An 11,514-nucleotide genomic window follows, 5' to 3' on the forward strand; every position below is an offset into this window, starting at 1 on the left:
CGCCGCGGGGGCTGGTCCTGCCCGAACCCCGCGCCGAGTCGGCTCGTCCTGACCGAGTTCCGCCGAGTCGGCTCGTCTTAACGCGCCGACTCGGCGCTGCTCCGTGTCAGTTTGAGCCGACTCGGCGCTGCGCTGTGTCAGTTTGAGCCGACTCGGCGGGCTAGACGGACTCGGCCTCGGCGAGCTCGCGCTTCCACTCGCGGAAGGTCTCCTCGGTGCGACCGCGGCGCCAGTAGCCGGAGATGGAGACGTCGGCCTTCGGGACGCCCCGCTCCTTGAGGAGGTAGGGGCGGATGCCGTGCATGGTGACGGCCGCCTCGCCGTGGACGAAGGCGTGGACGCGGCCGTCGAGCCACTTCAGGTCGCGGACGGCGGTGAGGAGGAGCTGCTCGTGACCCTCGGCGTCCTGCGCCGCGTGGTGGGTGTGGTCGCCGGTGACCAGCCAGGTCACCTCCACGCCCTCGGGGTGGTCGAGCGGCTGCTCATGGTCCGGTGCGGGGATGTCGAGGACGGCGTATCCGCGGGCGTCGGCCGGGAGAGCGGCCAGAGCGGCGCGGATGGCGGGCAGGGCGGTCTCGTCGCCGGCGAGCAGGTGCCAGTCGGCCTCCGGGTCGGGCGCGTAGGCGCCGCCGGGGCCGAGGGCCACGAGGGTGTCACCGGGCTCGGCCGCGACGGCCCAGGGACCGGCGTACCCCTCGGTGCCGTGGACGACGAAGTCGATGTCGAGGGTGCCGTCCTCGACCGACGGGTTGAGAGCGGTGTAGGTGCGCACCACGGGGGTGTCGTCGGCCGAGCCGGGCTCGCCAGGGATGGCCAGCTTCACGTAGCGGTCGGTGAAGACGCTCGCCGAGAAGGCGCTCAGGTCCTCCGAGCGGAAACTCACCCGGATCATCGTCGGGCTCAGCTGCTCGGTGGCGGTGACGACGAGGACGGTCTCGGGCTTCGCGGGTCGGCTCATGTAGGCAAACCTAACTCGCCTCCAAACCGGCCTCGGTCAACCCGCCGACCGGGTGGAGTGCACGGACCGAGGCTGGGTCGACTCGTTCGGCTCCTCGGACGAGTCGAAAGTGGGGGCGACGGGAGCGGCGAGGGGTCGCTGAGGCCTGTTGACCAGCGACACGCTCGGCTCCAGAACCCGCAGCAGCGTCTCGACATGGCCACGCGCCTCGGTCACCAGCCGGCGCGCCTCGCGCGGCGACCGTCTCCGCAGGTCGAGAAGGTCGTCGTCGGCCGGCCGCCGGATCCGCCGCCGGGTCCGTTGCAGCGGCGCGAGCTGGACCAGCGCACGCAGCCGGGCTGCCGCATCCGCTTCCGAACCCGTGGGGCCGCCCAGGGCCGCGCGTCCCAGCAGATCGCTGAGCGCGGCGAGCTCGACGAGCGTGAACGTCCGCTTGACCGCCGGGGGCACCAGCCGCGCGACGTCGCTGCGATGGGACCGCTCGGCGGTGATGATCAGGTCGGCACGCTCGATGTCGGCGACGTCGAGACGGTAAGCCTGATGCCTGGTCAGCCGGGTGCCGGCGAGAGCCACCTCGGAGGCGATCATCGAGTCCATGTCGTAGCCCTCGAGCGCTTCGCTGCCGGCCGAGATCACCGTGATGCCGTGCCGGGCGAGCCCGCCGATCTGGCCGACGCCCTCACGGAGCATCGCCTCGATCGCCGGGGATCGTCGTATGTTCCCGGTGCAGACGACCAGGATCGTCGCGGAGTCCATCCTGCCTACCTTCGAACAGTTGCCTGACGATTCTCGAGCGTGAATCGCACATCCACGCAGCGGACCCCCCGAACGTGACGAACAGACATTACGCAGCCAGCGTACGGCTCCAGAAACCAACGGCAGATCAATCCCCCATTTGGGGGAACGGGGCGGCCGCTCGGCCACGTCGTCCCCAAATCGGGTGAGGATGTGCGATGGCCCCGTGGACCTGCCCTGAGGGCGGATGAGCCACGGACGAACAGCCTGGCAAAGACATCGGACGGAGTGACCTGGTGGACCTGCGCGACTACGTCGCAGCCCTGCGAAAGCGTTGGTACATCGTCGCTGCGCTCGCGATCATCGGCGCCAGCGCGGCCTTCGCGCAGGCGCACGCGACCCCCCCGCAGTACCGCGCCCAGAGCACCGTCTTCGTCTCTATCGCGCGCGGCGCGACGACCCAGGAGCTGGTCCAGGGCTCGACGTTCACCCAGGACATCGTCCAGTCCTACGCCAAGCTGGCCACGATGCCGGTGGTCCTCGACCAGGTCATCTACGACCTCGACCTGGACACGACCTCGAAGGCACTGGCCGAGACGGTCACCGCTGAGAACCCGCTCGACACCGTGATCATCGAGATCGACGCGGTGGCCACGACCAGTAGGGGCGCCTCCGACCTGTCCAACGCGGTCGCCGACGAGCTCACCACCACGATCACCAACCTCTCCCCCAGCTCCAACAAGAAGTCCGCGGTCGAGGTGACCGTGGTCGCCCGGGCCGACCCGCCCGAAGAGGCGTTCGCACCGCGTACGCGGCTGGCCGCTCTGGTCGGCTTCACCGGTGGCTTCGGCCTCGGTGTCGCGATCGCCGTGGTCCGAGCCCTTCTGGACACGCGGGTCAGGACCGCTGCCGAGCTCGAGCAGCTCACCGACGTGGGGCTCCTGGGGGCGATCCCCCGGCGCCGGGGCCAGCGGCGCTCCCGCGGTGCGATCACCGCGATCGATCCGCACAACGTCGCCTCGGAGGCCTATCGAAGACTGCAGACCAACCTGCAGTTCCTCGATGCCTCCTCGCGGGTCCGATCCATGGTCGTGACCTCCTCGATCGGTGGTGAGGGCAAGTCGACGACATCGATCAACCTGGCGCTGGCGATCGCCGAGCAGGGCCAGCGCGTGCTGCTCGTCGACGCCGACATGCGCCGACCGGCGGTCGCCGACTACTGCGGCCTGGAGGGCGCGGCCGGGCTGACGACGGTGCTGATCGGGAAGGTCCAGCTCGACGACGTCATCCAGGTCTGGGGCGACGCGAACCTGCACGTGCTCACCATGGGCGAGATCCCGCCCAACCCCGCCCAGCTGATCGGCTCGCCCCGGATGGCCGCCCTGCTGGAGGAGGCGCGCGCCAGCTACGACGTGGTCATCCTCGACTCCCCGCCGCTGCTTCCGGTCGCCGACGGCGCGATCCTGTCGCGGTTGACCGACGGCGCACTGGTGGTCGCCAACTGCCGTGCGATCCACCGCCCGCAGGTGCTCGAGGCCATCGACAGCCTCGAGGCCGTCGACGCCCGCTGCCTCGGCATCGTCGCCAACCAGGTTCGCGACACCGCCGCGCACACCTACTACGGCCAGCCGGAGCAGAACTGGTTCGCCCGTCTCCTCGCCGGCCTCGTACGCCACCGGGAACCGCGCCAGCAGGGCTACCCCGCCGCCGGGAGCTGACCGTGGCGGTCGCGACCGCGGTGCGCTCGCCGCGCACCGAGCGCACCTCGCGCAACCGACGCACCCAGCACGCCGAACGGACCGGCTGGGAGGTGCTGGCCGCGCTGCTGGCGGGAGCGGCGGCGTTCCTCGCGGGGACCGACTTCAACCTCGCCAGAGGGCTGACGGTCGGCGGGCTGATCGGCGCGGCCCTGGCACCTGTCTGGATCCGGGAGGCGAGCCGCTATCGCGGGGCCGTGCTGGGCGGCGTACTGCTGCTCGCCTGTTTCATCTCCGCGATCGCGCTCAACACCTGGCGTTCGGCGACGCATCCGCCGACCGAGGCCAGTGTGCTCATCGAGCTGCTGCCGGTCTTCTCCGCCGCGATGAGCGCCGGGGCGCTGTTGTGGGGCCAACGGGTGCTCTCACCAGGGGCCGTGGTGTGTCTCTACGCAGTCGGCGCGTTCACCACCGCCCCGATGGGCTCTCGGTTCACCGAGGAACCGTGGCGGTTCGGGTTCGCGATGCCCTCGACGATGCTGCTGCTGGGAGCCTGCCTGCTCATCCCCCGGCGCCCCCGCAAGCAGGTCGCCGCTGAGCTCGTCGTCCTCGGCCTGCTGACCGCGGTCACCGCGCTCTCGGGTGCTCGCTCGATGAGCGCGTTCTTGATCATGACCGCGGTGCTGCTGGTGTGGCAGCACCGACCAGCGACGGCGAAGAAGTCGACCTCCGTGCTGCTCTCCCTGGTGCTGGTCGGCGGCCTCGGGCTCGGGATCTACCGGGCGCTCGAGGGGGCTGCCCTGGAGGGCTACCTAGGCCAGTCTGCGCAGGAGCGCACCGAGCTGCAGGTGCAGACAGCGGGATCGCTCATCCTCGGCGGGCGACCGGAGATCGGGGCCACGGTCGCCCTCATGCTCCACGAGCCGCTCGGCTACGGTGCCGGCATCATGGCCACCGCGACCGACATGCAGGCCGCCAAACAGGGCATGTCGGCGCTCGGTTATGACCCGGACAACGGCTACGTCGAGCACTACATGTTCGGCACCCGGATCGAGGTCCACTCGCTGATCGGCGACCTGTGGATCTGGTTCGGTCTCGCCGGGCTGGTGATGTCTGGGTGGCTGCTGTGGCTCGCCACCGGCTATCTCGGCCGCAGCCTGGCCCACCGCACCGGCACCGCCCTCGGCATCTTCCTCGCCCTGCAGCTTGGCTGGAACCTCTTCTTCGGGCCGATCATCAGCTCGCTGCCGACGCTCGCGCTGGCGCTCGGGGTGTTCCTGCTGCAGCGCAAGGAGGTGGCTGCCGAGCCGTCCCCGCCGCAACAGAAGCAGCGGCCGCCACGGCGACGACAGGGGCGCCGCGACCGGCGAGCTCGCCAGCGCTACCTGGCCGGAGGTCCGCAGCGTGCGTGAAGGCTGGATCGACTCCGCGCGCGGCCTGGCGATCATCCTGGTGGTGCTCTTCCATGCCGTGATCAACCTCGACCTGGTCGGGCTCGCCGGCCCCTGGTCGCGGCTGGCCTACACCCTCGACACCTTCCGGATGCCGCTGTTCTTCTTCCTCTCCGGCCTCCTCGCGCCCTCCCTGCTCGCCCGACCTCTGCGGGTCGTGTTGCGCACCCGGTGCCTGAACCTGATCTACCTCTACGTCCTTTGGTGCCTGCTCCTCGGCATCTTCCGCGCGCTCCTGCCGCATCCCCCGCCCGAGACGTTCGCCTCAATCGCCCAGGTGCTGATCGAGCCCAACGTCTACCTCTGGTTCCTCTACACCCTGTGCCTGTTCACGCTCGCCGGCTGGCTGACCCGGCGGCTGCCGGCGTGGCTCGTCATCGGCACAGCGCTGATCTGCTCCGCAGTCTTCGCCGCTGGTCTCGTCTCCACCGGCGACGTCCCCTGGGACAAGACGTTCCGCTACTGGTTCTTCTTCGTGCTGGCCTCCCGCGCCGCACCTGCGGTGCGCTCGGCTGTGCCACGGATGCGGCCGGTTCACGTGGTCGGGGCCGGCCTGGCGTACGTCTTGGTTCTGGGGTTCTTCCTCTACGTCGCCGACGACCGGATCATCTTCGTACGTCCGATGCTGGGCCTGCTCGCGGTCGCGGCAGGCTGCGGGCTCGGGGTGATGATCGCCCGGGTCCCGGCGTTCGATTTCGTACGCCACCTCGGCACCCGCACCCTCCCGATCTACGTCGTCCACGCCTTCCCGATCACCGCCGCCGCGGCCCTGCTCACCGGGCGCGACATCGACTGGCCGCCGGGCGCCGGACTGGTGGCCATGCCCCTGCTGACCATCACGGCGATCCTGCTCGCCCTGGGTCTGGACCGGCTGATCACCGGCAGAATCCGCGGCATCTTCGACTTTCCGATCGCGCGCTGGACCGCCAAGCGTCCGACGGGCGGAGGTCAGCGCCCGTACTCGGTCACATAGGAGCCCCAGGCGCCCCGGAGCATGCCCAGGCCGCGCAGCATGGTGCGGGTGCCTCGGGCGTGGTGGGCCGACGAGCCGGTGAGGCGGCCGAGGACGATGCGGGCCGATCCGCCCAGGAGGCGGACGAGGCCGCGGGCGGTGGCACGCAATCGCGCCATCGGACGCCGGCCCCGGGGTGCGAGGTAGACCTGCACCCGGGAGTCGGAGTTGCCGATCCGGGAGGCGCGGGCGCGCACCCACTCGCGGGTCGAACGGTCGGTGGGGACCAGGTCATGGACGGGAGCCTCGTCGCACCACACGATCCGGCCGCCGCCTGCGGAGAGGGTGCGGGTGAAGACCGTGTCGGAGCCGCCGGAGAGACCGAAGCCGAGATCGAAGCGGAGCGAGCCGACCTGGCGCATGTCGAGGAGAAGGTTGTTGGTCGCGGCGGTGGTGACGACCGTGCCGGTGGCGTGCCGCAGTCGTACGAAGAAGCCACCCGCGGTGATCCACGGGTCCGGTTCGGCGGCGAAGGTGGAGACCACCGGACCGACGACGCCAGCCGCACCTGTCTCCTGCCAGCAGGTGAGCAGGGTCGGCAGCCACCTCTGCGACGGTTGCTCGTCGTCGTCGATGAAGACGACGACGGCGTCCGGTCCGGCCTCTGCCAGCGCCCGGTTCCGCGCGGCGGCGATCCCTGGGGTGGGCTCATGGGCGTAGACGACGCGGGTATCGCCGTCTGCCGCCTGGGCCACCGCCGCCGCGGCGCTCGGCTGCTCGTCGTTGTCGACCACGAGCATCCGAGCGCCGGGAACCAGATCGAGCTGGGTCCGGAGCATGCCGATCGCCTCGGCCAGCCCCTCAGGCCGCCGATAGGTGAGCATGCAGACCCAGACCGGCTGGGTCATCGGGAAGGAGTCACTTGATCGTGACCGTCACCCAGTCGGAGCGCGAGACGTTGCCGAGCGGGTCCACGGCCTCGATCTTGTACTTCTGCGCCGAGCGGCTGGCGCGACCGGTGTCGGTGAAGGTCATCGCGGCGTGCTTCCAGAACGGGGCCGTGACCTTGACGGTCTTGATCGGCGTGGAGGTCATCGAGCCTCGGTAGAGCTTGTACGTGACGGTCGCGTTGTCCTTGTCGGGGTTGCCGGGCCACTTCAGCGTGGCCTTGCCCGCGGAGGGCGAGGTGCCGGTCAGCGCCCACTTGGCGCCCTTCAGCGTCGGACCGATCTTGTTGGGAGCGATGTCCTTGACGGCGAACCGCACCAGACCCTGCTGGGCGACGCCGTTGACCTTCAGGAACTCACCGCCGTACAGCACGTACTTGGCGTTGGCCGTCACCGTCCAGGTCGACTGCTTGGCGCTGGTGAAGGTGCCGTTGGTCCACTTCGGGTACCACTCCAGGAACTGCGGGCGCGGGGTGCCGGGGTGGTCGGGGTAGTTGTACTTGGTGTCGGCGGTGTTGGTGCCGCGTACGTCCTGGGTGGTGGCGGTGGCGTGGTACCACGCCCGCGGCTTGGTCTCCGGGAAGCCGGCGGAGGTGTCGCAGCCGTGCTTGTGGCTGGCCTGGTAGACCACGTCGGTGGTGGGCCAGACGGCGTAGGTGTCACCGTGGCAGTCCTCGAGCCAGGTCAGCTTGCCGGTGGCCCAACTGGCCTTGAAGGATCCCTCGAGGTTGCCGCCGCTGCCGTAGTGGTAGCCGGTGCCGTAGAAGCTGGTGCCGTCGGACTCCAGCGACAGGATCGCCGAGTTGGCACCGCCGTTGCGGACCTCGGAGTTGACGGGCAGCGCCAGCGACTTGCCCGAGGAGACCTCGATCCGGGCCAGGCCGTAGCCCGGGTTGGCGGAGCCGTTCGCGCTGGTGAACGCCCCACCGATCACGATCTTGGTGCCGTCGGAGGAGACCGCGATGTCGTTGACGTTGCCGCCGGCGAGCTTCGGGTTCATCGGCAGCAGGCCCGTGCCGGTGTCGCTGGGCTTGACCGCCGCCACCTTCGTACGCGCGATCTTGTCGGCCGAGGTGAACACCCCGCCGTAGAAGACAGCGGTCGAGGTGGCCGCGACCGCGTTGGTGGTCGAGTTGAAGATCGGCCGGAAGCTCGTGGCCTTGCCGGTGGCGAGGTTGATCGCCGCGCCGCGGTAGCGATTCACGCCGTCGACCTGGGTGAAGCTGCCGGCGACGTAGAGCAGCTTCTTGTCGGGCGAGAGCGCCAGGTCCTTGACCTGGCCGTTGAACTTCGGCGCGAAGCCGGTGACCAACTTTCCGGTCGAGAGCCGGTAGGCCAACATGTGGGAGCGCGCCGACTCGCTGGTGCCGGCCGCGGCGCCCGCGGGACGAGCGGAGGTGAAGTTGCCGCCCACGTAGACGATGTCCCCGACGATCACCTGCTTCCAGGCGACCCCGTTGATCTGCACGGTCGGGAGTACGTCGGCAGAGACCGTCCTCGGCAGGTCTGTATCGGCCGGAGCGGTGTCCGCGGATGCGGAGGTCGTCGCCAGGGTCAGGCTCGTGGCCAGGAGCGCCAAGACAGCGAGGATCGGCTTCATCACATCTCTCATCGTGGGGACGGTTATCGCTGGGGGCGGCCCTTGAAGACCACCACGTCGGCGCCGTTGCCCAGATCGAGCTCGACGCGTACGGGGCGGGCTTCCTCGGGAATCTGGAAGACGTAGACGCCCTTGGCGGATTCGCCGTCCGCGACCGAGGCCGGGAACGGCACCTCGCCGTCGGAGGCGACGCTCACCGCCGGGGTGCGCTCAGGCCCGTAGTAGGCGTTGACCACACCGAGCGCCAGGTCGAGCTTCTTCCCGGTCTGGTTCTTCACCTTCACGGTGATCGCGAGCGCCGGACCGCCGATCTCGCCGGGAAGGCTTGCCGTGGCTTGAACGGAGTCGATCCTCGCCAGTCGTGCCGTCACGCCGGGGGCCGTCGTCGCCTCGGCCTTCAGGCCGAGCGCGCGGTTGCCGTCCGTCGGCTTCCCCGGTTCGGCGCTCGCCGAGTCGGGCGCCCGTGCAGGTTCCTCCTCCGACGGGGTCGTCGTCGGGGTGGGTTCGGCGGCCACCGTCGAGTCCGGCTCGGAGCTGGCCGGGGCGGACGGGTCGCGGACGATCAGGGCGACCGCGACACTCACCAGGACGACGGCCACGACGGCTGCCGCGACGTACATCCTCGAGCGCGGGACTTGACTGAGCATGGGGGAACTTCCGCGGGCAGGGTGGGACAAGACGATGGATCAAAGACGTCGCATTGTGGCCCAAGCCGACCGCCCGCGGGCGCGTCCGCAACACACACTCCCCAAGATCGGGTACGTGATGGCCGACGGCTACGGCTCGACCACCGACAGATCGTCGTAGCTCACCTCGACCGGCGTCGCGCCGATCGACGAGGAGCCGTAGCCGCGCACCATCACTCCCCCGGGGAGTTGGTTGGCCAGGGTCGAGTCGGAGAGCTCGTACGTCCATCCCGACGGCTCCGTGGAGCCGACCGGCCACACCTTGGTGCGCACGGTCGACGGCGTGGCGCCGGTGACCTGGAGGCGGACCATCAGCCGGTCGCCGGGCGCAACGCTCAGGCCCGAGACGACGTTGGCGCCGACGACGGGGGTGCCGCTGCGTACGAGGTGGACGCCGACGGTGCCGTCCGGGTTGAACCGGAGCCGAGAGGCGTAGTGGTCGGAGCCGGAGACCCGGGCACCGAGGATCGACCAGACGAAGCCCGCGTCCGGGAGCCGAGAGACTCCGACGCTGACGGTGGCGTCCACGTCGCCCGCCGAGATCTCCTCGAGCCGGGACTCGGTGGTGCCGCCGGGGGTGCTCGCGTGCCGGCCACGGCCCTCGGAGACCGAGAAGTTGCCGGCGACGCCGGTGCTGCGCGTCCAGGTGCCACCGGCGTCGGCGGTGCCCCAGCCGCTCGTCTCGGCGCGCTCGAACGTGTCTTCGGCGACGGTGCCCTCGGCAGGAGGCGCCGGCTCACCGGTGACGTCGACGGTGACCCATTCGGTGAGCGCCTGGTTGCCGAAGGCGTCCTCGGCGACGACCCGGTAGCGCTGGGTGGAGCCCGGCGGCGCCTCGGAGTCGAGGAAGCTCTGCGTGGTCTGCTTCCAGAACGCCGCGGTAACGGCCTTTGTGTGGATCGGCGCGACGTCGGTCGAGCCGCGGTAGACCTTGTAGGTCACGGTCGCGTTGTCCTGATCGGCGTTGCCGGGCCAGCTCAGCTTGACCTGGCCGTCGGCGGGCGAGGTCGCGGTGAGCCCGAAGTCCGCGCCGGACAGGGCCGGACCGACCTCGTTGGGAGCGATCGTGTTGACCGCGAAGCGCACAAGACCCTGCTGGGCGACCCCGTCGACCTCGAGGAACTCGCCGCCGTAGACGACGTAGTCGTCGTTGGCGGTCACCGTCCAGGGCGCCTGGTTGGCGCCGGTGAAGGTGCCGGGGGTCCACTTCGGGTACCACTCCAGGAACTCCGGGCGCGGGGTGCCGGGGTGGTCGGGGTAGCCGTACTTGTCGTCGGCGACGTTGGTGCCGCGTACATCCTGGGTGACCGCGGTGGAGTGCTGGTAGCTGCGCGGCTTCGTCTCCGGGAAGCCGCCGGAGGTGTCGCAGCCGTGCTTGTGGCTGGCTTGGTAGACGACATCAGAGGTCGGCCAGACGGAGTAGGTGTCCCCGTGGCAGTCCTCGATCCAGGTCAGCTGGCCGGTGGCCCAGTCGGCCTTGAAGGAGCCCTCGACGTTGCCGGCCTTGCCGTAGTGATAGCCGCTGCCGTAGAAGCTGGTGCTGTCGCTCTCCAGGGACAGGATCGCGGAGTTCGTGCCGGCGTTGCGCACCTCCGAGTTGACCGGGAGCGACATCGAGGCGCCGGTCGCGACCTTGATCCGGGCCAGGCCGTAGCCCGGGTTGGAGGAGCCGTTGACGCTGGTGAAGTTGCCGGCGATCACGATGTCGGCGCCGTCGGGCGAGACCACGATGTCCTGCAGCGACCCGTTGGAGACGGTCGGGTTCATCGGCAGCAGCTGGGTGCCGGTGTCGCTGGGGCGGACCGCGGCCACCTTCGTACGTGCGGTGTTGTCGGCGGAGGTGAAAGCACCGCCGTAGAAGACCGCATCCGCGGTCGCCGCGACCGCGTTGGTGGTCGAGTTGAAGATCGGCCGGAAGCTGGTCAGCGCGCCGGTGGCGAGATTGATCGCCGCGCCGCGGTAGCGGTTGACGCCGTCGACATTGGTGAAGCTGCCGGCGAGGTAGAGCAGGGACTTGTCGGGCGAGAGCGCCATGTCCTTGACCTGGCCGTTGACGCTCGGCGCGAAGCCCGGGATCAGCTCGCCGGTCGAGAGCCGGTAGGCCAGCAGGTTCGACCGCGGCGTCTCATCGGTGCCCGCCGCGGCGCCCGCCGGACGAGCCGAGCTAAAGTTGCCCCCGACATAGACGGTGTCGCCGACGATCACCTGCTTCCAGGCGACCCCGTCGATCTGCACGGTCGGAAGTACGTCGGCCGAGACCGTCTCCGGTAGCTCGGGGTCGACCGGAGCCGTGTCCGCCGTCGCCCCTCCCTGCATGGCGAGGCTGCCCGCCCCGAGAACAGCAGCGACCACCCCGGCCGCCAGCAGACGCCACTTGGTCCCACCGGGCTTGCCCTGAATCCGCGTCATCATCCATCCCTGTACAAAGGCAGCCAGCTCCGGCTGCGACACGCCAGTGTCGAGGACACCCGCGGTCATCCGCCCGTCG

At 70.1% G+C, this 11,514-nt stretch carries 9 protein-coding genes; 3 read left to right on the top strand and 6 right to left on the bottom strand.

Annotation, left to right across the window (positions count from 1 at the left end; all coding sequences use genetic code 11):
- Nucleotides 1-160 precede the first annotated feature (160 nt).
- Both ABZZ22_RS16350 and ABZZ22_RS16355 read right to left on the bottom strand, forming a co-directional pair.
- On the bottom strand, nt 161-958 hold the full coding sequence (locus ABZZ22_RS16350) for a siderophore-interacting protein (protein WP_354933146.1): 798 nt from the start codon (nt 956-958) through the stop codon (nt 161-163).
- Between the two features lie 36 nt (nt 959-994).
- The gene (locus tag ABZZ22_RS16355; RefSeq protein ID WP_354933148.1) at nt 995-1,714 is read right to left on the bottom strand and encodes a hypothetical protein; all 720 of its coding nucleotides are present in this window, start codon (nt 1,712-1,714) and stop codon (nt 995-997) included.
- A gap of 275 nt (nt 1,715-1,989) precedes the next feature.
- Here ABZZ22_RS16355 and ABZZ22_RS16360 point away from each other — a divergent pair, with 275 nt between their 5' ends.
- The 3 genes from ABZZ22_RS16360 to ABZZ22_RS16370 are packed head-to-tail and all read left to right on the top strand — an operon-like array spanning nt 1,990 to nt 5,814.
- Entirely contained in the window at nt 1,990-3,411 is a 1,422-nt protein-coding gene (locus ABZZ22_RS16360; protein ID WP_354933150.1) for a polysaccharide biosynthesis tyrosine autokinase, read from the top strand.
- Between the two features lie 2 nt (nt 3,412-3,413).
- On the top strand, nt 3,414-4,802 hold the full coding sequence (locus ABZZ22_RS16365) for a hypothetical protein (RefSeq protein ID WP_354933152.1): 1,389 nt from the start codon (nt 3,414-3,416) through the stop codon (nt 4,800-4,802).
- Nucleotides 4,795-5,814 (top strand): acyltransferase family protein, encoded by a 1,020-nt coding sequence (locus tag ABZZ22_RS16370; RefSeq protein ID WP_354933154.1) that lies wholly within the window; start codon nt 4,795-4,797, stop codon nt 5,812-5,814. The genes ABZZ22_RS16365 and ABZZ22_RS16370 overlap by 8 nt, the downstream gene beginning before the upstream one ends.
- Here the strand turns inward: ABZZ22_RS16370 and ABZZ22_RS16375 are convergent.
- The 4 genes from ABZZ22_RS16375 to ABZZ22_RS16390 form a co-directional block, all read right to left on the bottom strand.
- Nucleotides 5,790-6,701 carry a glycosyltransferase gene (locus tag ABZZ22_RS16375; protein WP_354933156.1) on the bottom strand — a complete coding sequence of 304 codons (912 nt, stop codon included), beginning with the start codon at nt 6,699-6,701 and terminating at the stop codon, nt 5,790-5,792. The two genes, ABZZ22_RS16370 and ABZZ22_RS16375, sit on opposite strands and share 25 nt — an antisense overlap.
- A gap of 10 nt (nt 6,702-6,711) precedes the next feature.
- A complete protein-coding gene (locus ABZZ22_RS16380) occupies nt 6,712-8,352 on the bottom strand; it encodes a hypothetical protein (RefSeq protein WP_354933158.1) in 1,641 nt (546 codons plus the stop codon).
- Nucleotides 8,353-8,363: 11 nt separating this feature from the next.
- Nucleotides 8,364-8,987 (bottom strand): hypothetical protein, encoded by a 624-nt coding sequence (locus tag ABZZ22_RS16385; protein WP_354933160.1) that lies wholly within the window; start codon nt 8,985-8,987, stop codon nt 8,364-8,366.
- Nucleotides 8,988-9,116: 129 nt separating this feature from the next.
- Nucleotides 9,117-11,435, bottom strand: coding sequence for a hypothetical protein (locus ABZZ22_RS16390; RefSeq protein ID WP_354933162.1), 2,319 nt, complete (start codon nt 11,433-11,435; stop codon nt 9,117-9,119).
- Nucleotides 11,436-11,514: the final 79 nt, after the last annotated feature.

It is taken from the genome of Nocardioides sp. NPDC006273 (assembly GCF_040613495.1).
Lineage (GTDB): Bacteria > Actinomycetota > Actinomycetes > Propionibacteriales > Nocardioidaceae > Nocardioides.

Bases quoted from the DNA above. Each gene is read 5' to 3' on its own strand.
- ABZZ22_RS16350 (WP_354933146.1), bottom strand. From the start codon at position 958: ATGAGCCGACCCGCGAAGCCCGAGACCGTCCTCGTCGTCACCGCCACC.
- ABZZ22_RS16355 (WP_354933148.1), bottom strand. From the start codon at position 1,714: ATGGACTCCGCGACGATCCTGGTCGTCTGCACCGGGAACATACGACGA.
- ABZZ22_RS16375 (WP_354933156.1), bottom strand. From the start codon at position 6,701: ATGACCCAGCCGGTCTGGGTCTGCATGCTCACCTATCGGCGGCCTGAG.
- ABZZ22_RS16380 (WP_354933158.1), bottom strand. From the start codon at position 8,352: ATGAGAGATGTGATGAAGCCGATCCTCGCTGTCTTGGCGCTCCTGGCC.
- ABZZ22_RS16385 (WP_354933160.1), bottom strand. From the start codon at position 8,987: ATGCTCAGTCAAGTCCCGCGCTCGAGGATGTACGTCGCGGCAGCCGTC.
- ABZZ22_RS16390 (WP_354933162.1), bottom strand. From the start codon at position 11,435: ATGACGCGGATTCAGGGCAAGCCCGGTGGGACCAAGTGGCGTCTGCTG.